Genomic DNA, 23,981 nt, shown 5'->3' with positions numbered 1-23,981 from the left:
CCTGCCCGCGCTGTGGTTGCTGCCGCTCGGCCTGGCCGCGGCGGTGGCGCAGGCACAGGAGCCGCCAGCAGCAGCACAGCCCCCTGTGGCTGCGCAGGCTGTCGAGGCGGAGACTGCCGCGACGGCACCAGCCGTGGCGGTCACCGAGGCGCCCGCTGCGGCGCCTGCCGCCTCCGTTGTCGCGGCCGGTCTGCCGCAGGAAACAGCGCCTGCGCCTGCATCCATCGAGGCCGTTACACCGCCGGCCGTGGTGGCACCTGCGCCCGTGCCGCAGCCGGCATCGGCTGCAGCGATTGTTGCGGCACCTGCCGAGCCAGTCGCGCCGGCCGCACCTGCTCCAGCCCCCGCGGCGGCGCCGGAGCCGGAACCCGCACCTGTGGCTGCCGCCGCTGCGCCCAACGCAGCCCCTGAGCCGGTCTCTCAGCCAGCCGCGCAGGCACCTGCGCCCCTGCCGGCAGCGGAACCAGTCCCGGTGCCCACGCCAGTGGCGGTTGCACCTGATGCCGTTCCCGCATCTGCGGCACCTGCACCCCCAGCCGCGCTCCCCATCATCCCGCTGGCGCCGGACCAGGCCGTCGAACGCCAGCTGGGTGCGCGCTGTCCGGTCGATCTGGCCGGGCGGCTGGCGCCGCAGGGCGATCTGATGATCGGTGCCTGCCAAGGCACGTTGCCGCCCCATCTGGCCGCGTTGCTGGTCGCCTTGCCCGAGCAGGACATCCACCTGCCGCGGAGCTGGCGCGAGCGCGAGGTACGCCAGAAGGCGTGGTTCAAGGCCGTGGCCGGCGTGGGTCAGCGGCCGGACTTCATCGCTCGCCTGGGCGACATCTGGGTGCGTTCGTTCGAAGGCGCCGATGCGTCGGTCACGACGTACCTGGTATCAGCACCGTTCGATTGCGCCGATGGTGCCTTGCCCAGCGAAGGCTCCCCCGAGCCGGTGCGTGTTGCGGCAGGCAGCTGCGGCCAGGCCTACGTCCGCCAGCGGGTGTACCAGCAGGGTAGCGATGGTGTGCCGGTGGATGTGACCGCCAAGGTAATGCCAGCCGCACCGGTGATTGCCGAGTCCGACCGTGCCCGCCATCGCAGCCGCGAAGGCAAGGTCAGTCTCGACCACAGCAAGCTGCAGTACGGCCCGGCGATGCGCTGGTTCGTGCAGTATCCGGAATCGCCGCAGAAGACCGGCCCGCACAGTTTCAGCGACTGGAACCGCGAGCATCTGGCCTTCGTGGTCTGGAATGGCCGCAGCTTCGACCTGCGCGATACGGTGACACGCCAGCAGTGGCCGTGCGATCCGGTTGCACCGGGTGACAAGGCCTGTGGTGGCTTCCCGGATTCCGGCCCGGATACCTATGTGCGGGTAGATACGGCAACCGCCTCGGCCGTGTCCAGCCCCTGAGATAGCTCGACAGGAAAAGCGGGAGCCAATGAACGGGCTCCCGCTGTCTCCATCAGGCCTGCATGCTGCGGGACGCGTTCTGTTGCTGCTCCAGCTGCTGATCGCGGTTCTGCGCCAGGCGCTGTTCGGCAGCCTGCTGGTCGATGCGCTGGCTGCTCTGCTCCAGCGGTGTGTTCATCGCCAGCGCGGTATCCACCGATACCCGCAGATGGCTGGGGTCGCCGCCCTGACCCTGCACGGCGAAGCTGCGGGAAGCATCGGCGTTCATCATCACCTCGTCGATGCGCTTGCCGCCGGCCGCGTGCATTTCAGCGGCCAACGAGCCGGCCAGTTGCGTACTCATCACGTCCGGTGCGCGGCCAGCGCGTACGTCCTGCGCGTGCACGCCGCGGATCGCATCGTTGAACAACGGGTTGCCGGCATGGTTGGCATCATCCATGCGCAGCATGCTGGTGTGCTGGCCGTTCTTCTCGGCTTCGCGACGCGCGGGTTCGCCGGGCTGAAGCGGGCCGCGGACGTGGTCGTACAGATCGATCGCGCCACCTGGAATGCCGCGCGCAGTGCGGGTCACGCCACGGCGCAGCGATTCCACGTCATCGCGGTACTCCTCGATCATCTTGGCGTTGTCCTTCGCCAACTGCTGCGTTTCCGGATGTTTCAGCACCGAGCCTTCGTTGAGGAAGTTACCCAGTTTGTGCGCGCCGAACGAGCTGCCTGCCGCAAGGATCGGCCGATCCGGGATCAGGTCGCGCAGCGGGTGATTGCTGAAGCCAGCCGCTGACAGTCGCTTGATCTCATCCGGGTTGGCGTAGATGCGTACCTGGCCGAAGTGCGGCGACGCGGAACTGACCGGGTCGGATGCCATGACATGGTTGATCAGGGTGCTGCCGCCTTCGGGGATGCGGTAGCTGAGACTGACCGCACCATAGGCGTTGAAGGTCTCGCCCTTGATGTTGAAGTGGTGCGAGGTGATCTGGGCCAGGGTGCCGCCAAGGGAGTGGCCGGTGACGGTGACCTCGGGAGCATGGCCTCCAAATGCGGCGTCCTGCTTGGCGAAATCAAGAGCGCTTCGGGTCAGCGCGATGGCGTCGGGCGCCTGTACGTTGGTACGTGCGACAACCATGCCTCCGTCAGTCAGGATCGCATCACGTCCAATCTGTTCGGTGCCGCGATGAGCGACGACGATCTCGTCGGTGTCGGTTCGCCGGTAGACGGTACCTTGGTAACCGTTGAGGCGATTGTTGACGTGCTCAAGAATCTTGTACTCGTGCCCGTTGAGCGTGACTTTTTCTTCTTGGCCGGGATCGCGGCGCCCAACCGCACGGTCCTTGTAGGCATCATCGGAAAGCGCGGCATAGTCCTGGGAAGTGATGGTCATTGTGTGACCTCACTGGCGCTCAGGCTCATCGTGAACAGCTTGCCCTGCAGTTCGGCGACGTAGTCAGCAGGATTGGCCTTGCCGGTCGCTGGGTAGTTGGCAGCAAGGGGCGCGCGCGGGTAGGCCTCATCCGGATAGAACAGCGTATGCGCGCTCCCTTCGGTCAACGGCTTGGCGTCGACGAACGTCAGGAAACGGGTCTCGCCTTCAGCGCCAGTGGCCTTCAGCATCGCACCCGCACCCGTGAACTCCCACGTGCAGACACCGCGGCCGTAGTAATCCTCATCCAGCATGCGATCGACGTACACGGTGCCGCGGTATTCACCATCAGCCACCTTGCGCAGTTCCACCGGCTCCTGGCTGGTGATGCGCGCGGCGGTGCCGGTGGCCGGCTCGATGTGGCCGCACTGGTCTTCGTTGGTGACGTCGTACTGCGCAACGCCTTCGACCACCGCAAAATCGCCCGGGGCATCCTTCAGGCGCAGTACCAGCTCATAGGCCTTGCGCGGGCTGGGGTTGAGCTTGGCGAGGCCGCGGCCGCCCTGGGCGACATCGGCTTCAGCAGCGGCACGTTCCTGGTTCATGGCGGTCTCCGGATTGCAGGCGGTCAGTAGAAGCAGAGCAAGGCACGGAAGCATCTTGTTTCGCAATGTCGGCCTCCTTTGGGGATAGGGGGAAGCATGGAACTGGCGATTCACGGCGTGATCTTCTGCACGGTGGTCGTGGTCGAGAACAAGGCGTCGCGCAGATCGGAGCTGTACTCGGTGGGATCTTGTTCGCCACTCGCGCCATAATTGGCGACGGTATCGGCACGTGGATAGATCAGCCACGGATAGTAAAGTGTCAAAGGCGCCCCATCGGTCATGCGTTCCCTATCGAGAAACGTCAGGAAACGGGTATCGGCCTCGCCGTCAGTCGCGCGCAGCATCGCGCCGACACCGGTCAGCGTCCAATGGCAGGCGCCGCGTCCGTAGTAGTCCTCGTCCTGCATGCGGTCGAGGTAGAACGTGCCGCGGTACTCGTTCTCGCCGACCTTGCGCAGCTCGACCGGCTCCTGGCTGGTGATGCGCCCCGCAGTCCCGGTCGCAGGCACGATCCGCCCACAGTCCGGGTAATTGCTGGCGTCGTACTGGGCGACGCCCTCGACAACGGCGAACGGGCCGGGGGCATCCTTCAGTGTCAGCACCAGTTCGTAGGCCTGCCGTGGTGCGGGATTGAGCTTGGCAAGGCCGCGCCCACCTGCGGCGACATCGCGCTCGGCGCCTGAGTACGGCGAGCATGCCGACAGAACAAGCAGGGCGGCCGCCTGCAGCAGGGGGCGGGCACCGTGCGTATGCATCGCTAGGTCCATGGCGTGTTACTGCATCGTGCATCCATGTCCATCTATCCTTCCCTGGTGACAGGTCCAGCGATTATGGAGTGCCCGGGAAACCTGGCGCCAGTCGCCTTCGGCCCGGAATGCCGGTTTATTGACGCGCCCCGCGACGGGCGTCAGCAGCGAATCGCCTGCGGCACAGGAGATTCGAGGGCGCCAGGGCGACGAAACGTCGCAATAAGCGCTTACCGTAAATCTGTGACTTGAATCATCAATTCACAGTTTCCTCACCCAGATACGATGCCCGCCATGAACCTTACAATCCGCCCCGAATCCAGCAACGACCACGCCGCCATCCACGCGCTCACCGAAGCTGCGTTCCGCGATGCTGCCCACAGCAGCCATACCGAGCAGTTCATCGTCGACGCATTGCGCGAACGCGGCGAACTGAGCATCTCGCTGGTTGCAGAGCAGGCTGGCCAGCTTGTTGGTCATGTGGCGCTTTCGCCAGTCAGCGTGCAGGACGGCAGTCCGGGCTGGTTCGGCCTGGGCCCGATCTCGGTGTTGCCCGATCAACAGGGGCGTGGCGTGGGTACGGCGCTGATGCAGGCCGCGATCGATGCGCTGCGCAGCCAAGGCGCGCGCGGCTGTGTGCTGCTGGGCGAGCCGGGGTACTACGGGCGTTTCGGCTTCCGCGCAGTGCCGGATCTGGTGCTTCCAGGCGTGCCGGCAGAATACTTCCAGGCACTGACCCTGCAGCCGCCGATGGCACAGGGGGAGGTGCGGTACTCGCCAGCGTTCGAGGCCGGTCAGCCCTGATGGCGCAGGTGGATGAGCGGATACGGACGGCCCTGTGAATCCACCGGCGAGCGCCCCGTTTCGACGAACCCCATGCGCTGGTAGAAGCCAACGGCCTGCGCATTCTGCGCATTGACGTCGGTGGTCAGTCGTGGATGCGCGGCCAGGGCGCTCTGCAGCAGCTGCCGACCAATGCCGCTGCCGCGCACCTCGGGATCAATGAACAACGCCTCCATGTGCGAGCCGTCGATCAGCATGAAACCCTGCGGCCGGTCCTGCGCATCCACGGCCACGGTCAGTGCCGCCTGCGGCAGGAAGCCGGCCACTTCAACGTCGATGGCCTGCCGGTCTTCGGCACTGAGGAAGTGATGGGTGGCATCGACGGCGCGTCGCCAGAGGTCGATCAGGCAGTCGCCGTCGCTGGCACGGGAAGGGCGCAGGGTGGTCATTGAATCGTCCAAGGTGCTTCGGGAAGGCCTCCATTGTAGAGATGGGGCTGCTGCAAACAGAAAGCCCCGCCGAAGCGGGGCTTTGGGTGTCACCGTGTACTGCGTCTTACTGCACGGTGCAGCCGGACAGCGCCGGGAAGCCGATGACTTCGCCATTGCCGGTGCAGGCCAGCGTGACCTGCTGTCCCTTCTTCATGCCGGCAGCCACGTCCTTGGGCAGGTCGCTGGCCTGTACGAAGCCGAACGGCTTGGCACTCAGCTGCACGACCGGCTTGTCCATGAAGTCCGAGCTGATCGAATCGACCGTGCCGGAAACCAGCAGGGCCTTGCCCTTGTACTTGCCGTCAGCGGCAATCTCGTTGTCCTGGTAATCCTGGAACAGCGTCGAGGTGCTGACTTCAACGGCAGAGGCGGCCTGCACATCGCTGGCAACTTCGTTGGCGGCGTTGCCGGCGGCGGCTTCTGCCTCGGCAGCAGCGTTGCTGATCTCGGCCTGGGCCTGGGCCGCTGCAGCGGTGTACTCGGCGCGGCTCTTTTCAGTGATGCCGCTCATGGTGCCGGCGAAGATTGCCAGACCGATGAAATACACCACCGGCGACACGATCAACGAGCCCAGCAGCTGGAACAGGCCCTTCTTGGCGCCGCCCTTGGACATGGCGACGATGGCCAGGATGAAGGCGACCAGGTTCAGCGGCCAGCCCAGGAACAGGCCCAGGCCCGGGAACGGAATAAGGAAGCACAACCAAGCGATCGCCAGCGTGATCCATGCGGCTTTTCCGGCAGGGTTGGCCTGCACGGTGGTGTCTGCAACTGCGTTCAAAACTACCCCCTGTAAGGTGAAATCAGCGCCAGTCATTGGCAGCGCACGACCATCACGGCGACGGTGGGCGCGCGCGCAGCGTGAAGGAGTCTTCACATAAGATCAAGCGGCATTGCATCGCCTCCCTCATCGCGACGCGTCGTGACGAGGGACAACCGTGCCCGGAGCCCTACGTTAAACTGGCCCGGCATGAGTCCCGCAACCCGAGAAACGCAATGACCGACGCTTTGGGCGTGCCGGTGCACGATGCCGACGAACACTGGATGCGCCACGCGCTGGCGCTGGCTGAGCGTGCACAACGCGAGTTCAACGAGATCCCGGTGGGCGCGGTGCTGGTCGGTGCCGATGGCCAAGTGCTGGGCGAGGGCTGGAACCTCAACATCGCCGCGCACGACCCCAGTGCGCATGCCGAGATCGTGGCGATGCGCGAAGGTGGCAAAGTGCTGGCCAACCACCGGCTGATCGGCTGCACGCTGTACGTCACGCTGGAGCCGTGCGCGATGTGCGCCATGGCGATCGTGCATGCCCGCGTCGCGCGCCTGGTCTACGGCGCCAGCGATCCCAAGACCGGCGCCTGCGGCAGCGTGTTCGATCTGCTGGGCGATGCCCGGCACAACCACCGGGTGGAGGTTCACGCGGGCGTGCTGGCCAAGGAGGCGAGCAATCGCCTGACCAATTATTTCCGCGCCAAGCGCGGCAAACCGCCGCTGTTGCTGGAAGATCATGCCGGCGAGGGCTGAGCGGCGAAAGGGTATGATGATTGCATCTTTCCTTTAACCGGCCGGCCTCGCGCCTGCCCAGCAACGAGGCGACATGATGGTGGAGAACGGCGCGGCCAACGAACGACTGATCTGGATCGACCTGGAAATGACCGGGCTTGATACCGACAACGATTCGATCATCGAGATTGCCACGGTGGTCACCGATGCCCAGCTCAACGTGCTGGCTGAGGGCCCGGAGTTCGCCATCCATCATCCGCTTGAAACGCTGGAAGCGATGGACGAGTGGAACCGCAACCAGCATCGCCGCTCGGGCCTGTGGCAGCGCGTCATCGACAGCACCACCACGCTGGGTCAGGCTGAAGCGCAGACCGTGGCCTTCCTGGCGCAGTGGATTCCGGCCGGCGTGTCGCCGATGTCGGGCAACTCCATCTGCCAGGACCGCCGCTTCCTGCACCGGCAGATGCCGCGGCTGGAGAAGTACTTCCATTACCGCAACCTGGACGTGTCCACGGTGAAGGAACTGGCCAAGCGCTGGGCACCCACCGTGGCCGCTGGCGTGGGCAAGAACAGCAACCACACCGCCCTGAGCGATGTGCACGACTCGATTGCCGAGCTGCGCCACTATCGCCAGTTCATGGGCGCACTGTCGGGCCTGCCGGGCGTCTGACGATCGTGCCGGCGCCGGGCCATGCCCGGCGAGCGCTACGTCGCGGCGTGCCGGCTCAGGGGAACCAGTTCGGCCCTCGGTCGGGGCCGCCTACGCCTGCATGGAAGTCGCGGGCGCAATCGGAAGTGATCCTCTGGCAGCCATTGGAACAGATCCGCGTTACTTCCTCGCTGTCCAGGTTGGACGCTTCGGTGAAATCGCGAAGCACCACTTCAAGCTGGGCGGTATCGTTGCGCCGCAGTGCGGTGGAGCACTTCCCGGTGAACGAGGCAACAATCTCGCACTTCTGTCCGCTGCGCGCGTCGCAGGCCTTCAGCGCCTGCTTGTTTGCCCCCTTCTGTTTGTGCTGGAAAACACTCCAGCCAAGTACCAGACCGTCCGGCGAACGCGCATAGGCGATCCACTGCGGTACTTTTTTCCAGCTCCCGACCGATGAGGGCGCGTATTCGCCACCTCCTCCCCCAGGAATCGGCGCACATCCCATTACCCCCGACTCGCTGCCGATGGGGTAGGAGCCGGGCGGGCAGCGGCCTTCGGCATTCACGCGGCCTGCCCAGCCGAGGCTGGCAAGGAAGAGGGTTCCGATCAGCAGCACTCGTGCGTACATGGCGCGTCCTTGTAGTGGTTCATCCATGCCGCCCGGCATACAGGGCGGCTGCCGGGATCATAGCCCCCTTGCGACCGGGCCACCACGAACCGTTCAACTCTCCAGCGCTAAGATCAGCCCATGAACGAGCCCATCCTGCTGCCCCGCGATATCGCCCACGATGCGGGCGACTGGTCTGACCTGCAGCGGGCAGTTGCCCTGCTGGAGGCGCCGACGCTGACCGCGCGCATGGCCAACGTGGTCGGCACGCCACTGGAGTTCGCGGTGAAAGCGCTGCCCAGTTCCGTCTCCAACCGGATCCACGGCGCGGTGCAGGCGGCATTGTCCAAGTCGGCGCAGGCGGCGCTGTGGAGCATGGGCAACACCCCGGGCAAGCGTGCTTCGACACGCTGGCACAAACTGGCAGCGGCCACCTCCGGCGCGGTCGGCGGTGCGTTTGGCTTCGCCGCGCTTTTCATCGAACTGCCGGTGTCGACAACCATCATGATGCGGGCCGTGGCCGATGTGGCCCGCAGCGAGGGCTTCGATCTATCGCAGTTCAGTACCCGCCAGGCCTGCCTGGAAGTGTTTGCGCTGGGCGGCAATTCGCCACGTGATGACGCCAGCGAGACCGGCTACTACCTGGCCCGTGGCTTTACCACCGATGTGATGCGCCACCTGTCGGCCGAGCTGGCCGGACGCGTGGTCACCGGCCGCGACCTGACCCTGGGCGTGGCACCGAAGGAGGCCGGCAAGTTGTTGGCCAAACTGGTGGAAAAGGTGGCCGCCCGATTCGGTGTGGTGGTTACCGAGAAGTTCGCCGCGCAGGCGGTGCCGATCGTCGGCGCCGCGGCCGGTGCGACGTTGAACACCATGTTCACCGACTACTACCAGGACATGGCCCGCGGTCACTTCATCGTGCGCCGGCTGGAGCTGAAGTACGGTGAGGACGTGGTGCGCACGTGCTACGACCGGATCGCGCACGGCGGGGCGTTGATCGAGCCGACGTTGTAATCCACGCCTTGGGTGGATGCGGCATCGTTGCCGTGGCAGCACAACTGTTTTGCGTGGATGCGCCTGTTGCTCGCGGAACGTCATCCCCATCCTTGCCGGCAATCCCCCGCAAGAGAATGCCGCCATGTTGTTCACTCCTCACCGCCTGGGCGCGATGACGCTGCCCAACCGTATCGTGATGCCGCCGATGACCCGCTCGCGTGCGGCGGCCGGCAATGTTGCCACTGCACAGATGGCCGAGTACTACGCGCAGCGCGCCGGTGCCGGCCTGATCGTCAGCGAGGGCACCCAGATCAGCCCTCAGGGGCAGGGCTATGCCTGGACGCCGGGTATCCATAGCCCCGAGCAGGTGCAGGGCTGGCGGCGCGTGACCGATGCGGTGCACGCCGCTGGTGGCCGTATCTATGCCCAGCTGTGGCATGTCGGTCGCGTTTCGCACGTAGCATTGCAACCCGGGGGTTCGGCGCCGGTGTCTTCTTCGGCGTTGCTGGCCGAAGGCGTGAAGGTGTTCGTCGACCCGACCGGTGCCGGCCCGGAATCCGGAGTGGGCGAGATGCTCCAGCACTCGATACCGCGCGCGCTGGCCGAGGACGAGATTCCGGGCATCATCGCCGACTATGCGCAGGCCACCCGCAACGCGTTGGCGGCGGGATTCGACGGCGTCGAGCTGCACGGCGCCAACGGCTACCTGATCAACCAGTTCATCGATTCGCAGGCCAATCTGCGTACCGACGGCTACGGCGGCGCGCTGCAGAATCGCCTGCGCTTCCTGCGTGAGGTGGTGCAGGCGGTTGTCGCAGTGGCCGGCGGTGACCGCGTAGGTGTGCGCCTGGCGCCGCTGACCACGCTGCAGGGCGCGGTGGACGACACGCCGCAGGCGACCTATCTGGCCGCCGCGCACCTGCTGGGCGGGCTTGGCGTGGGCTACCTGCACATCGCCGAGGCCGACTGGGAGGATGCCCCGTTGATGCCGGTGGCATTCAAGCAGGCGCTGCGCATGGTCTATCCGGGAACGCTGATCTACGCCGGCAAGTACAGCGCCGAGCGCGCAGAGCAGGGTCTGGCGGAAGGCTGGGCCGACCTGATCGGCTTCGGACGGCCGTTCATCGCCAACCCGGACCTGCCGGAACGGCTGCGCGCCGGTGCTGAGCTGAATCTGCCAGATCGCGCGACGTATTTCGGTGGTGGTGAAGCGGGCTACACCGATTATCCGGTGCTGGAAGAGACCGCGGTGGTCTGACGCCGCATCGCCGGGCATGGCCCGGCGCTACCGATGCCGGTGGGTGTGTGCCGACCGTTGGTCGGCACTCCCGATCAGGGCTTGTCGCGCACCAGTGCATCGGCCTCGATCACCCCGGCATCCTTTCCGTGCAGGTACAGATGCATGTCCTGCTGCGGATACGGAATGTTGATGCCGGCCTTGTCGTAGCCCAGCTTGATCTGTTCCAGCAGGGTGACCTTGGTACCGAAGTGGTCGGCCGATTTGACGTAGCAGCGGATGCCGAGGTTGATCGCATGCGCGCCCAGTTCGTACACCACCACGTCCGGCGCCGGCGTCTGCAGTACGCGCGGGTCGGCCTTCATCAGCTGCAGCGCGGTGTCACGCGCCAGCTGGATGTTGTCCTCATAGCCGATGCCTACCACCAGTTCGACGCGGCGGGTCGGTTCGGCGGTCAGGTTGATGATCGGCGCGGCGGTGATCAGCGTATTCGGAATGGTGGTGTGCTGGTTGTCAGCGCCGGTGATCACGGTCTGGAAGATGCGCACCTCGCGCACCGTGCCGGTCTGCCCGGCAATCGTCACCACGTCGCCGACACGGAACGGGCGCAATGTCACCAGCATCACGCCGGAGGCGATGTTGGACAACGAGTCCTTCAGTGCCAGGCCTACAGCCAGGCCGGCGGTGCCGAGCACGGCCAGCAGCGGGGTGATCTGCACACCCAGGGTGCCGATGGCCAGAATGACCACGATCACCAGCGAGGCCGCATACACAACGTTGCGCAGGAAGCTGCCCAGCATCGGGTCCACGCCCATGCGCGCTGTGGCGCGCGGCATCGCATTGGACAGGCGCCGCGACAGCCACATGCCGACCAGCAGCACCACGATCGCAGCCAGCAACGGTACGCCGTAGGTTTCCAGCAGGCGTTCCCAGTTGAGGGAGTGGTACCAGGAGGTCGTAGCGGGCGAGGGTGATACAGCAGCGATCATGGCGTTTCCTTTGCAGGGGCGGATGTGGCGTGCGGGGACGCCAGAAACAGCAAGCCCCGCAGAAGCGGGGCTTGCATGCAGCCTGATTATGGGCAGGCACCGATGAAATCGGTGTCAGCCATCAAGCGTCAACCGATCAACCCTTGGCCTTCAACTTGGCCAGGCGCAGCCAGGTATCCACCACGGTGTCCGGGTTCAGCGATACCGACTCGATGCCTTCCTGCATCAGCCACTCGGCCAGATCCGGATGATCGGACGGGCCCTGGCCGCAGATGCCGACGTACTTGCCCTTGGCACGTGCCGACTTGATCGCCATCGACAGCAACTTCTTGACCGCCGGGTTACGTTCGTCGAACAGGTGGGCAACGATCGACGAATCACGGTCCAGGCCCAGGGTGAGCTGGGTCAGGTCGTTGGAGCCGATCGAGAAGCCGTCGAAGATCTCCAGGAACTCATCGGCGAGCAGTGCGTTGGACGGCACTTCGCACATCATGATGATCTTCAGGCCGTTCTCGCCCTGCTTCAGGCCGTTCTGTTCCAGCACCTCGACGACCTTGCGGCCTTCTTCCAGGGTGCGCACGAACGGAATCATGACCCACAGGTTGTCCAGGCCCATTTCGTTACGCACGCGCAGCACGGCCTTGCACTCCAGCGCGAAGGCGGCCGAGAAGCTGGGATCGACGTAGCGGCTGGCGCCGCGGAAGCCGATCATCGGGTTCTCTTCGTGCGGCTCGTAGTTGCTGCCGCCGATCAGGTTGGCGTACTCATTGGACTTGAAGTCCGACAGGCGCACGATCACCGGGTTCGGCGCGACCGAGGCGGTGAGGGTGGCGATGCCTTCGGCCAGACGGTCCACGTAGAAGCCGACCGGGTCGGAATAACCGGCGATCTTCTCGTCGATCTTCTTCCGGGTCGCCGGGTCCTGGCGGTCGTATTCCAGCAGCGCATTCGGGTGGATGCCGATGTGGCTGGCGATGATCATTTCCAGACGCGCCAGGCCGATGCCGGCGTTCGGCAGCTGGCCGAAGTCGAAGGCACGTTCCGGGTTGGCCACGTTCATCATGATCTTCAGCGGTGCCGGCGGCATGTTGCCCAGATCGGTGGTGGTGCGTTCGAAACCGAGCTTGCCTTCGTAGATGAAGCCGGTATCGCCTTCAGCGCAGCTGACCGTGACCAGCTGGCCATCTTCGATGACCTTGGTGGCGTTGCCCGAACCGACCACGGCCGGCACGCCCAGCTCGCGCGCGATGATTGCGGCGTGGCAGGTACGGCCACCGCGGTTGGTGACGATCGCCGAGGCGCGCTTCATCACCGGCTCCCAATCGGGATCGGTCATGTCGGCGATCAGCACGTCGCCCGGCTGCACGCGGTTCATGTCTTCCAGCGTCTTCACCACGCGGGCGACACCTGCGCCGATCTTGGCACCAACGGCGCGGCCTTCGGCCAGCACGTTGCCGCCCTTTTCAGTCAGCGCGAAGCGCTCGATCTGGGTGGCGTGGCTGCGCGACTTCACCGTCTCCGGGCGCGCCTGCACGATGAACAGCTTGCCGCTGACGCCGTCCTTGGCCCACTCGATATCCATCGGGCGGCCGTAGTGCTTTTCGATGGTCAGTGCCTGGCGCGACAGTTCGGCCACGTCTTCATCGTTGATCGAGAAGGTGGTGCGCAGTTCGGCCGGGGTGTCCTCGATCCTGACGCGCTCGCCGGGGACATCCGAATACACCATGCGGATCGCCTTGCTGCCGAGCGAACGGCGCAGGATCGCCGGCTTGCCGGCCTGCAGGGTGGGCTTGTAGACGTAGAACTCGTCCGGGTTGACCGCGCCCTGCACGACCATTTCGCCCAGGCCGAAGGACGAGGTGACGAACACCACGTCGCGGAAGCCGGACTCGGTGTCCAGGGTGAACAGCACGCCGGAAGAACCGACACCCGAACGCACCATCAGCTGCACGCCAGCGGACAGGAACACATCCTCGTGCTTGAAGCCATGGTGGACGCGGTAGGCGATGGCACGGTCGTTGTACAGCGAGGCGAACACTTCCTTGACCTTGTGCACGACATCGTCGGCACCGGTGACGTTGAGGAAGGTTTCCTGCTGACCGGCGAAGGAGGCATCGGGCAGATCTTCGGCGGTGGCCGAAGAACGCACGGCCACGGCCACGTCGCCACCGCCGTTGTCGGCGCTCAGCTTGGCGTATGCCGTGCGGATGTCCTGGTCCAGCTGCGGCTGCAGCGGCGCATCGATCACCCAGCTGCGGATCTCCTTGCCGGCGATGGTCAGTGCGTTGACGTCCTCGACGTCCAGCGTGGCCAGCTTGTCGAAGATGCGCTTGGACAGGTCGTTGTGCGCGATGAAGTCCTTGAAGGCTTCAGACGTGGTCGCATAACCTCCAGGAACGGAGACGCCCAGACCGGCGAGGTTGCCGATCATCTCGCCCAGCGAGGAATTCTTGCCGCCTACGCGGGCCAGGTCGGCCAGACGCAGTTCGTGCAACCACAGGATGTTCTCGTTCAAGCGCGATGCTCCGTTTGGCCATCGCCCGAGGCGGGCTGAATGGCCGCGTCCGTAGGAAGAAGTCGATATGATGCCGGGCAGACCACCGTCGGCACAAGCTTGTGTTGACGGCCCTTTTAGGCTTCGTAGGGGGTAAAAGCGCGCATGTCGACCATCCGTCCGGTGTTCTACGTTTCCGATGGAACCGGTATCACCGCTGAAACCATTGGGCATAGCCTGCTGACCCAGTTCTCCGGGTTCAGCTTCATTACCGACCGGATGTCATTTGTCGATGACCCCGAAAAAGCCCGTGAAGCCTGTGCCCGGATCCAGGCGGCGGGGGAGCGCTACCAGGTCAGGCCGATCGTGGTGAACTCCTGCGTGGACCAGAGCCTGAGCGTGATCCTGTCCGAAAGCGGGGCGCTGATGCTGGATGTGTTCGCCCCGTTCATCGAGCCGCTGGAGCGGGAACTGTCCAGCTCGCGGCTGAACCGGGTGGGGCAGGCGCACGGCATGGTCGACTTCGACACCTACCACCGGCGCATCAATGCGATGAATTTCGCGCTGACCCATGACGATGGCATCGCAGTCAATTACGACGATGCCGACGTGATCCTGGTGGCCGTCTCCCGGGCCGGCAAGACGCCCACCTGCATCTATCTGGCCCTGCACTACGGGGTGCGTGCGGCCAACTACCCGCTGACCGACGAAGACCTGGAAAGCGACCGCCTGCCGCCGCGACTGCGCAACTACCGGCGCAAGCTGTTCGGCCTGACCATCGACCCGGACCGCCTGCAGCAGATCCGCCAGGAACGCCGGCCGAATTCGCGCTACGCCAACCTGGATACCTGCAAGCGCGAGGTGGCCGCGGCCGAGGTCATGTTCCAGATGGAACGCATCCCGACCCTGAGCACCACCCATACCTCGATCGAGGAGATCTCCAGCAAGGTGCTGGGGACGCTGGGGCTGCAGCGCGAGCTGTATTGACGGGCGCGCCACGACCAATGGTCGTGGCCTGCCTGCGCGGAGGGTATCGGCCGTTGGTCGATACGCGGGCACTTTGGCCGGGGCCGATCAGTCCCCACGTTGAAGGGCCAACGTGTAGGATCGACCCATGGCCCGAGCCTTGCCCCGTACCGAACGCATTCCCCGCCTGAGCCGGTTGAGCTGGCTGATGGGGCTGTACGCGGAGAACTACCGGCATCTGGTGCGCCTGTTCGCACCGGCCGAGCTGGTCGCCGGCAGCTACATCTCCTCGATCGGCGACGGCCTAGACGTGCGCCTGGATGTGATCGAGTGCCACCGCTACACAGTCGAGCTGCGCCTGACCTACGACCTGGCCGACCCGGTCACGGGTGAACCGGACCCCTCGGCCTATGTGCGGCTGTACCGCGATGCGCGCCAGGCCGAGACCACCCATTGCTACGTCGGCCGCCGCTGGCAGGACACCATGGGGCTGTACCCGCCGCCGGCCGAGCTGATCAGCCATCGCATGCGGATGAATACCTTCCTGGGCAAGTGGCTGGAATACCTGGCCGAACGCGGTCATGGCGTGGCCACCCTGCGCCGCGACCCGGACGGCAGCGCGGACAGTGCCCGTGACCGGCGCCTGTCGCTGGTGCGTTGATCGGCCATAATCGACGGCTGACCCACCGCCGGACCCGCGCATGCCGTATACCCCGATCGTCGCCACCCTGGGCTATGTGCTCTCGCCTGATCGTCGCCAGGTGCTGATGATCCATCGCAATACCCGGCCGGGCGACCACCACATTGGCAAGTACAACGGCCTGGGCGGCAAGGTCGAACCGACCGAGGACGTGGCCGCCGGCATGCGCCGTGAGATCGCCGAGGAAGCCGGCATCGACTGCACGGCCATGCGCCTGCGCGGCACCCTCAGCTGGCCGGGTTTCGGCAAGCACGGCGAGGACTGGTTCGGCTTCGTGTTCGTCATCGACAGCTTCGAGGGCACTCCGCACGGCGGCAACCACGAAGGCACCCTGGAATGGGTGGACGTGGACAAGCTGGACACGCTGCCCATGTGGGAGGGCGACCGCAACTTCCTGCCGCTGGTGTTCGATGCTGATCCGCGCCCGTTCCACGGCGTGATGCCGTACCGGGATGGACGCATGCAGAGTTGGTCGTACAGCCGGCTGTAACCTGGACCGGCGTTGTTCGGCACGCCGTACGGGCGCGCGGGATGATTAATACCCGGGTGATATTGACTTCGTAAAATTACCCGGGCAATATTCGCGCGTCGTCTTCGATGCCGTCGTCATGTCCCCGTCCCGACTTCCTGCTTTCAGCTGTTTCGACGGCCCTCGTCTGGTTGCTTCCGGTACCCCGGAAGTGGCTGCGCTGGCGCTCAAGCGGCTGCGCGCCGACAATCCGGCCGGTCGGCTGCTGGTGTTCGACAACGCCACCGGGCGCAGCCATGACTTCGATACGCGCGGCAGTGATGCGCAATTGCTGGCACGGGTAGCCAAGGCATTTCCGTTGGCAACCGGATCAGACGCCGGGCCCTCTGCCGATGAGGAACCTGTAGCCCTGCGGGGCCGCGGGCGCCCCAAACTGGGCGTGGTCGCCCGTGAAGTAACGCTGCTGCCGCGGCACTGGGCATGGCTGGCCGAGCAGCCGGGAGGCGCATCGGTGGTGCTGCGCCGGCTGGTGGAAGCGGCCAGTCGCGCGGCTGTGGACAAGGACCGCCAGCGCCGCCACACCGAGCGCGCGTACCACTTCCTGCAGGCCATTGCCGGTGATCTTCCGGGCTTCGAGGAAGCCATCCGCCTGCTGTTCGCGCACGATCGCGCGGGCCTGGAGGCTGCGTTGCAGGCCTGGCCCGGGGACATCGGCGGCCACGCCCTGCGCTTGGCCTTCGACGACCCCATGGATGGCACCGATGGTTGAACCATCACGCGGCTGCTGAGCCACCGCTTCATCTGACCCCGGGCTGCGACCCGCTTCCCACTGTGCTTGCTTTGCTGGCGGAAACGCCGGGCAGGGCATCGCCTTGCCCAGAGAACCCCATGCGCTCGCCCATGAATCCCCCACTGCCAGTCGTTCCGCCGCTGTGGCGCACCTACCTGGCCCTGTTGTTGCCGATGCTGCTGACCAATGCGTTGCAGTTGGCCGCAGGCACGCTCGACAACATCTACCTCGGCCACCTGCTCGGCGCCCACGCGGTTGCCGCCGCAGCCGCGTTCTTTCCATTGTTCTTCCTGATGCTGGCGCTGGTGGTGGGCCTGGCCACCGGTGCCACCGTGTTGATCGGGCAAGCTTGGGGAGGTGGCAGACCGCTGCAGGCGCAGGCGGCTGCCGGTACCGCCGTGGCTGTGGTGCTGGCACTGTCGGTGCTGGTCGTGGTCGCGGGCGGCGCCTTGGTGCCGCAGGTGCTTGCGGCACTGGGCACGCCAGCCCCCATCCTGGCCGAGGCCATCGTCTATGCGCGTGTCCTGCTGCTCGGTGCGCCGGTGTTTTTCCTGCTCTGGTTGGCGACCTCGGTCAGCCGCGCCGTGGGCGATGCGAAGACGCCACTGCATGCGCTGCTGTTGGCCACCGTGGTTGGTCTGCTGTGCACGCCGCTGTTGATCCTGGGCTGGGCCGGGCTGCCACGGCTGGGCACGGCCAGCGCAGCGGTGTCGGCGGTACTCGCCTCGGCCTTGGCGCTGGCCTGGCTGTTGTGGCGTTGGCATCGCGTGGGCCATCCGCTGGCGCCGGACCGCGCCCTGTTGCGTTCGGTTCGTTTCGACGGTGCCCTGGTGCGCGCGATGCTGCGCATCGGCGTACCGGCCTCGCTGCAGATGCTGAGTCTGGCCGTCGCTGAAATCGTGCTGCTGGGCTGGATCAACCGCCATGGCTACCAGGCCACCGCAGCCTATGGTGCGGTCAATCAGCTGATGAGCTGGGTGCAGTTGCCAGCGATGTCGCTGGGTATCACGGCCACGATCCTCGCGGCGCATGCGATGGGCGCAGGGCGTCCGACGCGCCTGCCTGCCATCGCCCGGACCGGTGTGCTGCTTGGTCTAGTGCTGCTGGCGGGTGTGGTGACGCTGGTGATGGTGTCGGCGCCGTGGTTGGTGGGCCTGATCCTGGAAGCGCCTGCGGTACGCGATCTGGCCACGCTGCAGCTGCGTGCGGTGGTATGGGGCGTGCTGGCGATGGGTATCAGCGCGGTGCTGGTCGGGGTGATGCGGGGCAGCGGCACAGTGCTGCTGCCGGCACTGCTGGGCATGGCGGCGGTCCTGCTGCTGGAGCTGCCGCTGGCGAAGTGGTTGCAGGCACATCATGGTCTGGCTGGACTGTGGTGGGCGTGGCCGTTGGGCTTGCTGGCGGTGTTGGCGCTGCAGTTGCTGTGTTTTGCCCGGTGGCGGCGCCGACTTCCCGCTGCCGACTGAGGTGCGGTGCCCGTCTTGCACGGGCCGGCGCTATTGGCCTGGATGGGCCATGCCCGGCGGCTCGATTACCGCCGGTGCGCCAGCAGCAGGTGGAAGTGCTTTTCCCGCTGCTGGCCATCGTTGCCGGCCGCGCTTTCCCGATGCGCGCGCCAGGCCGAGATGCTGAAACCAGACACGCGCAGGGCCAGTTCCACCGCGTCCAGCTCGTGCAGGTGGAAATCGGCGGCAAACGGCAGGTTGCGCATGAAGCCGGCATCGCCGAAGGCCAGGCACAACCGGCCGCCGCGGCGCAGCACCCGCGCCAGCTCGTCCAGGACTGGCGCCAGGTTCGGCCAGAAGTACAGCGTGTTGACCGCCAGTGCCGCGTCCATGCTGGCATCATTCAACGGCAACGCGTGGACGTCGCCGGCCTGCAGCATCGCGCGTGCCGACAAGCCGGCGGCGTTGAGTCGCTGGTTGCCGGACTCGACCATGGCGGTGGAAAGATCGATGCCCAGGTAGCGGCTGTCTTTGGCCTGCAGCAGCAGGGGCGCGAAGGCGGCATTGCCGGGGCCGATTTCCAGCACCTGCTCGGCGCGGGTTACTGCCAGCAGGCCGATCGCCGCATGGTTGAGCGCGCCGTTGCTGCGGTTCATCGATTCGGCCACGGCCAACGCGGCCTCGCCGTGGGGCTGCCGCAACTGCGCGGCCAGGGTGCGTGCTTCCAGCATCGACATCGTCCATCAGTAAGGAATCGGACGTGGCGGCGGCGGGTCCGCCGCTGACCATAGCGCCGACGGTTCGGCATGGGAAGTAGGAAAACCCCGGCTTGTGGTGATCAGGAAATGTCCAGCGTCGCAGTCGGTGAGAAGTGGTTGTCCACAGGGGGTGTGGATTACACGTGGGCAACTTTGTGGATAAGCGCTGCCAGGCGCCACCCCCCTAGGCTGTCAAGATGGGTGGCGAAAAATTCACCGCAGGTGAGGATGGGTGAGTGGCGGGTGAAGGTGGCGGTCGGTCGGCGCTGTTGCCGGTGGCAGCGCTCGCGGTACCCTGTGGGCCTTGATGCCCCGTGAGACTTCATGAAACGTCACTTCTCGATGCTGCGCGAGTTCCATCTGGCGGACTGGTTCACCCTGGCCAACGCCTTCTGCGGCACCGGCGCAGTGTTCGCCGCGATGCGCTTCCTGCAGGACGGGGAGCGCGGCTACCTGCTGTTTGGCATGGCGCTGATCCCGCTGGCCTTCATCTTTGACGCGCTGGACGGCCGCATCGCGCGCTGGCGCAAGTCCAGCTCGACGCTGGGGCGCGAGCTGGATTCGTTGTCCGACGTGATTTCGTTCGGCGTGGCCCCGGCCGCGCTGGCCTACGCCTGCGGCATGCAGGGTGGCTGGGACTGGCTGGTGCTGAGCTACTTCGTCTGCTGCGGTGTCAGCCGCCTGGCCCGCTACAACGTGACCGCCGAGGCCATGAGCGGTGACGAGGGCAAGGTGAAGTACTTCGAAGGCACGCCGATTCCGACCAGCCTGGCGCTGGTGATCGTGCTTGCCATCGCTGCCGGCACCGACGCCATCGGCCACGACCTGTGGCTGGGCCAGTGGCAGGTCGGTCCTTGGCAGCTGCACCCGCTGGTGCTGCTGTTTGCCCTGTCGGGGTCGCTGATGATCAGCAAGACCCTGCGCATTCCCAAGCCATGAACCCGTTCCGCAGAGGTATGCGATGAGCCAGGCGGCCAACGACGCAGGCAGCAGCGATTTCGAGAACCTGGCACGGCAGTATTTTGGTGCCTGGGGGGACGCCCTGCGCCATGCGGCGGTGCCTGGCGCGCCTGCCGGCGATGATCCCGGCAGCTGGCAGCGCCTGTTCGACTGGTGGGGCCAGCTGCTGCCCGAACAGGGCGGTGGCGCGCCGGAAGATGCCGTGCGGCGGTTCCGCCAGCAGGCCGGTAGCTGGTACGGCACGATGCAGGAGGTGGCCGCGCGGTTTGCCGGTCGCGATGCCAGCAGTGCCGAGGTTGCCCAGGCCTGGCGTGAAGCGGTGAAGGGGCAGGGCGACGGCATGCTGCAGTGGATGCTGCAGGGCGCCCGCGGCAGTACCCATGCCAGCGCTGCATTGCCTGAGTTCGCTGCCTGGTTGCAGCAGTGGCAGCTGCAGGCCGGTCCGTGGCTGCAGAGCCCGGCGTTCGGCCCCGGTCGCGAACACCAGGCGCGCTGGCAGACCCTGCTGCGCGCACAGGAAGAGTATCAGCAGCACTCGCAGGCGTATGTCGAGCAGATCAAGCAGGCACTGGAAGAAGCCTTCGATCTGTTCGAGCAGCGCCTGCGGGAGCATGAGCAGCCGGGCAGCCAGCTGACCAGCGCCCGGGCGATGTTCGATCTGTGGATCGAGGTGGCCGAGGAAGCCTACGCCAAGGTCGCCATGTCCGAGCCATTCCAGCAGATCTACGCCGCGCTGGGCAATGCACAGATGCGTTTGCGGGCGGGTGTGCAGCGTGAGGTCGAGCAGATGAGTGAACGGATCGGCCTGCCCACCCGCACGGAGATGGATGCCGCGCACAAGCGGATCGCCGAGCTGGAGCGCAGCCTGCGCCGCGTGCAGGCACAGGTGGCTGTGCTGGCCGGTACCGCCGCTGTCGATCCAGCGGCGCAGCCGGCGCCGGCCAGGGTGAAACCGGCCTCGCGCAAGGCGGCAAAGAAGGCCGCCCCTGCGAAGAAGGCGGCAGCGCCCAAGACGCCGGCAGCGAAGAAGGCACCCCGTACCACCACGCGGAAATCATGACCGATGAAAGGGCCGCTGGGCTTCAACGCCGATGACCTGATGCAGGAGACCCTGGCCATGCAGCGCAAGCTGATGGAAGGGCTGAAGCTGCTGCCGCAGGTGGAGGACGTCGACTATGGCGTGACTGCACGCGAGGAGGTCTGGCGCGATGGCAGGGTGGTGCTGTATCGCTTCGTCGGCGAGCACGCGCCAACCCGGCGCACACCGCTGCTGATTGTCTATGCGCTGGTCAACCGTCCCTACATGGTGGACCTGCAGGCTGACCGCTCGCTGGTGCAGAAGCTGCTGGCACTTGGCCAGGACGTGTATGTGCTGGACTGGGGCTATCCGGACCGCTCCGAGCGCTACCAGACCCTTGAGGATTACCTGCTGCGCTATATCGACGGCGCGGTGGATGCGCTGCATGCGCGCAGCGGTGGTGCCGTAGACATGCTGGGCATCTGCCAGGGCGGGGTATTCGCGCTGTGCTATGCCGCACTGCGCAGGCAGAAGCTGGGCAACCTGATCACCATGGTGACGCCGGTCGATTTCCAGACCGCCGACAACATGCTTTCGCATTGGGCGCAGCAGGTGGATGTGGACCTGCTGGTGGACACGCTGGGCAACATCCCGGCCGATCTGATGAATGCCAGCTACCTGATGCTCAAGCCGTTCCGCCTGAACGTGCAGAAGTACGTGGGACTGCTCGACATCCTTGACGACAAGGCAGCGCTGGAGGACTTCCTGCGCATGGAAAAGTGGATCTTCGATTCACCGGACCTGGCCGGCGAGGCGTTCCGCGATTTCATCAAGCAGTTCTACCAGGGCAATGGGCTGATGAACGGCACGGTGACGATCGGCGAAGAGGCCGTGGATCTGTCGCAGGTGACCCTGCCGGTGCTGAACATCTACGCTGAGCAGGACCATCTGGTGCCGCCCGATGCGTCACGGGCGATGCGTGGCCTGCTGGGAACCCAGGACTACACCGAATCCAGCTTCCGTGGGGGCCACATCGGCATCTACGTATCCGGGCGCGCGCAACGCGAAGTACCGGCGACGATCGACAGCTGGCTGAAGCTGCGCACGCCGGGTTCAACGCGGGCCTGAGTCCGGCCGCGCCGGCAACGCGAGCGTACCGGTGAAAGGTGTATGCACGACGTGGAGGGTGATCTCGGGTTGGCCGGCGATGAAGTGCCTCGGCACCCGCCGCGAGTAGGTGAACTCGGATGCGTCGAGCACTTCCATGCGCCGACGCAGCGTCGGGCCATTGTCGGGAAGCGTGATTTGGCTGATGCCATCACCGGTGAACAGGAAATAGCCCGCGCCGCCGGTCGCACGCCGCGAAGCACCGCTGGCCGGATCAAAGTATTCGAAGCGGTTGCTGCAGGCATCCCAGAGCGATACGCCGACGACGGCCGGGTACTGGTCGATCACGTTGTGGCTCCTGTCGGTGCCTTCGTACACGGCGGTGGTGAGCCAGACGGTACGCGACAGAGTCAGCGCGGACGGGCCGGCCTGCGGGCAGTCGAGCGCATGGGCGCTGGTGGCGGCAGCGCTGAGCAGGGTGGCCAGGATGAGACGTCGCATCGGGAGCTCCGGCAGTCGCGTGTAGCCGATACAATCAGCGAAGTTGACCGGAGGTGACATGGGACGTTTCCTAAAAGCGGGTGGGGTGGTGATGTCTGCCGGGCTGTTGGCGTCGTTGGCCGGTATCGCGAGCGCCGCGCCCAGCGCCGCGGCACGTGCCGAGATCGCGCAGTTGATCTCCAGCCTGGACGGCTCCCATTGCCGGTTCCAGCGCAACGGCAGCTGGTACGAAGGCAATGACGCGCGTGCGCACCTGCAACGCAAATACGATTACCTGTTGAAGAAGGACATGGTGGACAGCGCCGAGCAGTTCATCGAGCGTGCGGCCAGCAAGAGCAGCATGAGCGGCAAGGCCTATCGCATCCAGTGCCCGGGCCAGCCTGAACAGACGGCGGCAGCCTGGTTCGGCGCGCGCCTGCAGGCCCTGCGCCAACGCACGCCGTAGACATGGACCCCGTGTAGAGTCGAGCGATGCTCGACGGGCCGTGCCCGTAGCCGAGGAGGCGCCGCGATGAACACTGCACCCAGGACGCTGTCGCGCTCGTTGAACGACCGCATGATCGCGGGCGTCATGGGCGGAATCGCCCATCGTTTCGGCTGGAATGCCACCCTGCTGCGGGTGATCTATGTGCTGGTCTCGCTGGCGTCGGCCGCGTTTCCCGGCATCCTGGTCTACCTGATCCTGTGGTTGCTGATCCCCAACGAGGCTGATTGAACACGACCGGGCGCCCCAGGCCGCTCTGGCTGCGCGCGCTGCAGGCGCTGGGCGCGGCATGGACGCTGCCCAATTCACTGATCGGCCTGTTGGCCGGACTGGCCGGGATGCTGGGGGGCGCCAAAGCGCGCTGGAGCGGCCGCGACTGCGCCCTGGTGTTCGACCACTGGCCGTGGGGGCCGGGCGGGGCAATCACCCTGGGCAATGTGATCCTGCATACCGGGCATGATCTGGGAATGTCCTGCCGCACCTACGCGCACCAGGCCGGGTGGGGCGTGGAGCCGCTGATCCGGCTGGATGATCACGAGCGCGCGCATGTCTACCAGTACCTGGTGCTGGGCCCGTTGTACCTGCCGGTGTATCTGCTGTGCGGGGGAGTGAGTGCGCGCAACCCGTTTGAGCGGGCCGCCGATCATTACGCCCGGTACGGGCACGGCTGGTGGCCGTAGTTTCCAGCCAACGGCGCAGCCCCTCGTGGGTGGCTTGGGTTGGTGGCGAAAAGCAGGATCGCTGAGGGCTGGCCGGGAGGGTGGGGCTGGCGGGGACGCCGTGAACCCATCCCTGGGGGCTTAGCCGCGCCATCCATGGCGCGGATACCCCGCCAGCCCCCCCCCCCCCGCCCCGGCCAGCATACGGCGGAGGCCGCCCCCAGTAAATTAAAAGGAACTAAAAAAACGGTCGGCATTCGTATGGTGGGAGGCGCCCCGC

At 66.0% G+C, this 23,981-nt stretch carries 27 protein-coding genes; 17 read left to right on the top strand and 10 right to left on the bottom strand.

What is annotated here, in order from left to right; genetic code table 11:
• The first annotated feature begins 484 nt into the window (after positions 1-484).
• Positions 485-1,393 (top strand): hypothetical protein, encoded by a 909-nt coding sequence (locus ACVOLJ_RS01415; protein WP_475280504.1) that lies wholly within the window; start codon positions 485-487, stop codon positions 1,391-1,393.
• 52 nt (positions 1,394-1,445) lie between these two features.
• On the opposite strand, the gene ACVOLJ_RS01410 is transcribed toward ACVOLJ_RS01415, so the two are convergent.
• Genes ACVOLJ_RS01410 through ACVOLJ_RS01400 form a run of 3 tightly spaced genes read right to left on the bottom strand, consistent with a single transcriptional unit; the run spans position 1,446 to position 4,110 of the window.
• Positions 1,446-2,771: an XVIPCD domain-containing protein gene (locus ACVOLJ_RS01410; RefSeq protein WP_475280503.1), complete on the bottom strand. Its 1,326-nt coding sequence runs from the start codon at positions 2,769-2,771 to the stop codon at positions 1,446-1,448.
• Positions 2,768-3,421 carry a hypothetical protein gene (locus tag ACVOLJ_RS01405; protein ID WP_481563269.1) on the bottom strand — a complete coding sequence of 218 codons (654 nt, stop codon included), beginning with the start codon at positions 3,419-3,421 and terminating at the stop codon, positions 2,768-2,770. Before ACVOLJ_RS01405 ends, ACVOLJ_RS01410 begins: the two co-directional genes overlap by 4 nt.
• Before the next feature lie 44 nt (positions 3,422-3,465).
• Complete coding sequence (locus ACVOLJ_RS01400) at positions 3,466-4,110, bottom strand: hypothetical protein (protein ID WP_481563268.1); 645 nt, start codon at positions 4,108-4,110, stop codon at positions 3,466-3,468.
• A 285-nt stretch (positions 4,111-4,395) separates the two neighbouring features.
• Here ACVOLJ_RS01400 and ACVOLJ_RS01395 point away from each other — a divergent pair, with 285 nt between their 5' ends.
• On the top strand, positions 4,396-4,905 hold the full coding sequence (locus ACVOLJ_RS01395; protein WP_481563267.1) for a GNAT family N-acetyltransferase: 510 nt from the start codon (positions 4,396-4,398) through the stop codon (positions 4,903-4,905).
• Here the strand turns inward: ACVOLJ_RS01395 and ACVOLJ_RS01390 are convergent.
• On the bottom strand, positions 4,896-5,333 hold the full coding sequence (locus tag ACVOLJ_RS01390) for an acetyltransferase (RefSeq protein WP_481563266.1): 438 nt from the start codon (positions 5,331-5,333) through the stop codon (positions 4,896-4,898). The two genes, ACVOLJ_RS01395 and ACVOLJ_RS01390, sit on opposite strands and share 10 nt — an antisense overlap.
• Positions 5,334-5,439: 106 nt before the next feature.
• Positions 5,440-6,153, bottom strand: coding sequence for an OB-fold protein (locus ACVOLJ_RS01385; protein ID WP_475280498.1), 714 nt, complete (start codon positions 6,151-6,153; stop codon positions 5,440-5,442).
• Positions 6,154-6,368: 215 nt separating this feature from the next.
• Here ACVOLJ_RS01385 and tadA point away from each other — a divergent pair, with 215 nt between their 5' ends.
• Together tadA and orn are read left to right on the top strand one after the other, a co-directional pair.
• A complete protein-coding gene (tadA, locus tag ACVOLJ_RS01380) occupies positions 6,369-6,893 on the top strand; it encodes a tRNA adenosine(34) deaminase TadA (protein ID WP_481563265.1) in 525 nt (174 codons plus the stop codon).
• 76 nt (positions 6,894-6,969) lie between these two features.
• Complete coding sequence (gene orn, locus ACVOLJ_RS01375; protein ID WP_481563354.1) at positions 6,970-7,542, top strand: oligoribonuclease; 573 nt, start codon at positions 6,970-6,972, stop codon at positions 7,540-7,542.
• A gap of 55 nt (positions 7,543-7,597) precedes the next feature.
• Here orn and ACVOLJ_RS01370 read toward each other — a convergent pair whose 3' ends face one another.
• Positions 7,598-8,149 (bottom strand): DUF4189 domain-containing protein, encoded by a 552-nt coding sequence (locus tag ACVOLJ_RS01370; protein ID WP_481563264.1) that lies wholly within the window; start codon positions 8,147-8,149, stop codon positions 7,598-7,600.
• Between the two features lie 120 nt (positions 8,150-8,269).
• Between ACVOLJ_RS01370 and ACVOLJ_RS01365 the strand changes: the two genes are divergently transcribed.
• Both ACVOLJ_RS01365 and ACVOLJ_RS01360 read left to right on the top strand, forming a co-directional pair.
• Positions 8,270-9,142, top strand: a complete 873-nt coding sequence (locus ACVOLJ_RS01365; RefSeq protein WP_475280495.1) for an EcsC family protein — start codon at positions 8,270-8,272, stop codon at positions 9,140-9,142.
• Positions 9,143-9,266: 124 nt separating this feature from the next.
• Positions 9,267-10,382, top strand: a complete 1,116-nt coding sequence (locus tag ACVOLJ_RS01360; protein ID WP_481563263.1) for an alkene reductase — start codon at positions 9,267-9,269, stop codon at positions 10,380-10,382.
• Between the two features lie 74 nt (positions 10,383-10,456).
• On the opposite strand, the gene ACVOLJ_RS01355 is transcribed toward ACVOLJ_RS01360, so the two are convergent.
• Positions 10,457-11,350, bottom strand: coding sequence for a mechanosensitive ion channel family protein (locus tag ACVOLJ_RS01355; RefSeq protein ID WP_481563262.1), 894 nt, complete (start codon positions 11,348-11,350; stop codon positions 10,457-10,459).
• Positions 11,351-11,486: 136 nt separating this feature from the next.
• A complete protein-coding gene (ppsA, locus tag ACVOLJ_RS01350; protein WP_475280492.1) occupies positions 11,487-13,865 on the bottom strand; it encodes a phosphoenolpyruvate synthase in 2,379 nt (792 codons plus the stop codon).
• 144 nt (positions 13,866-14,009) lie between these two features.
• Here ppsA and ppsR point away from each other — a divergent pair, with 144 nt between their 5' ends.
• The 5 genes from ppsR (at position 14,010) to ACVOLJ_RS01325 (ending at position 18,235) form a co-directional block, all read left to right on the top strand.
• Positions 14,010-14,831, top strand: coding sequence for a posphoenolpyruvate synthetase regulatory kinase/phosphorylase PpsR (gene ppsR, locus ACVOLJ_RS01345; protein WP_089236004.1), 822 nt, complete (start codon positions 14,010-14,012; stop codon positions 14,829-14,831).
• Positions 14,832-14,958: 127 nt separating this feature from the next.
• Entirely contained in the window at positions 14,959-15,471 is a 513-nt protein-coding gene (locus ACVOLJ_RS01340; RefSeq protein WP_475280491.1) for a DUF1249 domain-containing protein, read from the top strand.
• A gap of 40 nt (positions 15,472-15,511) precedes the next feature.
• Complete coding sequence (locus ACVOLJ_RS01335) at positions 15,512-16,000, top strand: NUDIX hydrolase (RefSeq protein WP_475280490.1); 489 nt, start codon at positions 15,512-15,514, stop codon at positions 15,998-16,000.
• 118 nt (positions 16,001-16,118) lie between these two features.
• Positions 16,119-16,748 (top strand): DUF2239 family protein, encoded by a 630-nt coding sequence (locus tag ACVOLJ_RS01330; RefSeq protein ID WP_475280489.1) that lies wholly within the window; start codon positions 16,119-16,121, stop codon positions 16,746-16,748.
• A gap of 131 nt (positions 16,749-16,879) precedes the next feature.
• Entirely contained in the window at positions 16,880-18,235 is a 1,356-nt protein-coding gene (locus ACVOLJ_RS01325; protein ID WP_481563261.1) for an MATE family efflux transporter, read from the top strand.
• A 65-nt stretch (positions 18,236-18,300) separates the two neighbouring features.
• Here ACVOLJ_RS01325 and ACVOLJ_RS01320 read toward each other — a convergent pair whose 3' ends face one another.
• Entirely contained in the window at positions 18,301-18,951 is a 651-nt protein-coding gene (locus ACVOLJ_RS01320) for a class I SAM-dependent methyltransferase (RefSeq protein ID WP_481563260.1), read from the bottom strand.
• 345 nt (positions 18,952-19,296) lie between these two features.
• Between ACVOLJ_RS01320 and ACVOLJ_RS01315 the strand changes: the two genes are divergently transcribed.
• Genes ACVOLJ_RS01315 through phaC form a run of 3 tightly spaced genes read left to right on the top strand, consistent with a single transcriptional unit; the run spans position 19,297 to position 22,078 of the window.
• Complete coding sequence (locus ACVOLJ_RS01315; RefSeq protein WP_475280487.1) at positions 19,297-19,911, top strand: CDP-alcohol phosphatidyltransferase family protein; 615 nt, start codon at positions 19,297-19,299, stop codon at positions 19,909-19,911.
• A gap of 22 nt (positions 19,912-19,933) precedes the next feature.
• Complete coding sequence (phaE, locus tag ACVOLJ_RS01310; RefSeq protein WP_481563259.1) at positions 19,934-20,992, top strand: class III poly(R)-hydroxyalkanoic acid synthase subunit PhaE; 1,059 nt, start codon at positions 19,934-19,936, stop codon at positions 20,990-20,992.
• A gap of 3 nt (positions 20,993-20,995) precedes the next feature.
• The gene (gene phaC, locus ACVOLJ_RS01305; protein ID WP_475280485.1) at positions 20,996-22,078 is read left to right on the top strand and encodes a class III poly(R)-hydroxyalkanoic acid synthase subunit PhaC; all 1,083 of its coding nucleotides are present in this window, start codon (positions 20,996-20,998) and stop codon (positions 22,076-22,078) included.
• Here phaC and ACVOLJ_RS01300 read toward each other — a convergent pair.
• A complete protein-coding gene (locus tag ACVOLJ_RS01300; RefSeq protein ID WP_481563258.1) occupies positions 22,064-22,558 on the bottom strand; it encodes a DUF4822 domain-containing protein in 495 nt (164 codons plus the stop codon). The genes phaC and ACVOLJ_RS01300 overlap by 15 nt on opposite strands.
• A gap of 91 nt (positions 22,559-22,649) precedes the next feature.
• On the opposite strand from ACVOLJ_RS01300, the gene ACVOLJ_RS01295 reads away from it, so the two are divergent.
• The 3 genes from ACVOLJ_RS01295 (at position 22,650) to ACVOLJ_RS01285 (ending at position 23,722) form a co-directional block, all read left to right on the top strand.
• Entirely contained in the window at positions 22,650-23,003 is a 354-nt protein-coding gene (locus ACVOLJ_RS01295; protein WP_475280658.1) for a YfeK family protein, read from the top strand.
• A 66-nt stretch (positions 23,004-23,069) separates the two neighbouring features.
• Positions 23,070-23,273, top strand: a complete 204-nt coding sequence (locus ACVOLJ_RS01290) for a PspC domain-containing protein (RefSeq protein ID WP_475280483.1) — start codon at positions 23,070-23,072, stop codon at positions 23,271-23,273.
• Positions 23,270-23,722: a hypothetical protein gene (locus ACVOLJ_RS01285; RefSeq protein ID WP_475280482.1), complete on the top strand. Its 453-nt coding sequence runs from the start codon at positions 23,270-23,272 to the stop codon at positions 23,720-23,722. Before ACVOLJ_RS01290 ends, ACVOLJ_RS01285 begins: the two co-directional genes overlap by 4 nt.
• Positions 23,723-23,981: the final 259 nt, after the last annotated feature.

Source organism: Stenotrophomonas sp. STEN046 (genome assembly GCF_056759755.1).
Note: the sequence above shows the minus strand (reverse complement) of the source record. Positions and strands in the feature narration are given on the sequence as shown.

What these genes read in the sequence shown, in the direction of transcription:
- ACVOLJ_RS01290 (WP_475280483.1), top strand. Translation starts at nt 23,070, where the DNA reads ATGAACACTGCACCCAGGACGCTGTCGCGCTCGTTGAACGACCGCATG.
- ACVOLJ_RS01355 (WP_481563262.1), bottom strand. Translation starts at nt 11,350, where the DNA reads ATGATCGCTGCTGTATCACCCTCGCCCGCTACGACCTCCTGGTACCAC.
- ACVOLJ_RS01330 (WP_475280489.1), top strand. Translation starts at nt 16,119, where the DNA reads ATGTCCCCGTCCCGACTTCCTGCTTTCAGCTGTTTCGACGGCCCTCGT.
- ACVOLJ_RS01365 (WP_475280495.1), top strand. Translation starts at nt 8,270, where the DNA reads ATGAACGAGCCCATCCTGCTGCCCCGCGATATCGCCCACGATGCGGGC.
- ACVOLJ_RS01325 (WP_481563261.1), top strand. Translation starts at nt 16,880, where the DNA reads ATGAATCCCCCACTGCCAGTCGTTCCGCCGCTGTGGCGCACCTACCTG.
- phaC (WP_475280485.1), top strand. Translation starts at nt 20,996, where the DNA reads ATGAAAGGGCCGCTGGGCTTCAACGCCGATGACCTGATGCAGGAGACC.
- ACVOLJ_RS01335 (WP_475280490.1), top strand. Translation starts at nt 15,512, where the DNA reads ATGCCGTATACCCCGATCGTCGCCACCCTGGGCTATGTGCTCTCGCCT.
- ACVOLJ_RS01370 (WP_481563264.1), bottom strand. Translation starts at nt 8,149, where the DNA reads ATGTACGCACGAGTGCTGCTGATCGGAACCCTCTTCCTTGCCAGCCTC.
- ACVOLJ_RS01390 (WP_481563266.1), bottom strand. Translation starts at nt 5,333, where the DNA reads ATGACCACCCTGCGCCCTTCCCGTGCCAGCGACGGCGACTGCCTGATC.
- phaE (WP_481563259.1), top strand. Translation starts at nt 19,934, where the DNA reads ATGAGCCAGGCGGCCAACGACGCAGGCAGCAGCGATTTCGAGAACCTG.
- ACVOLJ_RS01315 (WP_475280487.1), top strand. Translation starts at nt 19,297, where the DNA reads ATGAAACGTCACTTCTCGATGCTGCGCGAGTTCCATCTGGCGGACTGG.
- ppsR (WP_089236004.1), top strand. Translation starts at nt 14,010, where the DNA reads ATGTCGACCATCCGTCCGGTGTTCTACGTTTCCGATGGAACCGGTATC.
- ACVOLJ_RS01400 (WP_481563268.1), bottom strand. Translation starts at nt 4,110, where the DNA reads ATGCATACGCACGGTGCCCGCCCCCTGCTGCAGGCGGCCGCCCTGCTT.
- ACVOLJ_RS01340 (WP_475280491.1), top strand. Translation starts at nt 14,959, where the DNA reads ATGGCCCGAGCCTTGCCCCGTACCGAACGCATTCCCCGCCTGAGCCGG.
- ACVOLJ_RS01300 (WP_481563258.1), bottom strand. Translation starts at nt 22,558, where the DNA reads ATGCGACGTCTCATCCTGGCCACCCTGCTCAGCGCTGCCGCCACCAGC.
- ACVOLJ_RS01360 (WP_481563263.1), top strand. Translation starts at nt 9,267, where the DNA reads ATGTTGTTCACTCCTCACCGCCTGGGCGCGATGACGCTGCCCAACCGT.
- orn (WP_481563354.1), top strand. Translation starts at nt 6,970, where the DNA reads ATGGTGGAGAACGGCGCGGCCAACGAACGACTGATCTGGATCGACCTG.
- ACVOLJ_RS01410 (WP_475280503.1), bottom strand. Translation starts at nt 2,771, where the DNA reads ATGACCATCACTTCCCAGGACTATGCCGCGCTTTCCGATGATGCCTAC.
- ACVOLJ_RS01320 (WP_481563260.1), bottom strand. Translation starts at nt 18,951, where the DNA reads ATGTCGATGCTGGAAGCACGCACCCTGGCCGCGCAGTTGCGGCAGCCC.
- ACVOLJ_RS01295 (WP_475280658.1), top strand. Translation starts at nt 22,650, where the DNA reads ATGTCTGCCGGGCTGTTGGCGTCGTTGGCCGGTATCGCGAGCGCCGCG.
- tadA (WP_481563265.1), top strand. Translation starts at nt 6,369, where the DNA reads ATGACCGACGCTTTGGGCGTGCCGGTGCACGATGCCGACGAACACTGG.
- ACVOLJ_RS01395 (WP_481563267.1), top strand. Translation starts at nt 4,396, where the DNA reads ATGAACCTTACAATCCGCCCCGAATCCAGCAACGACCACGCCGCCATC.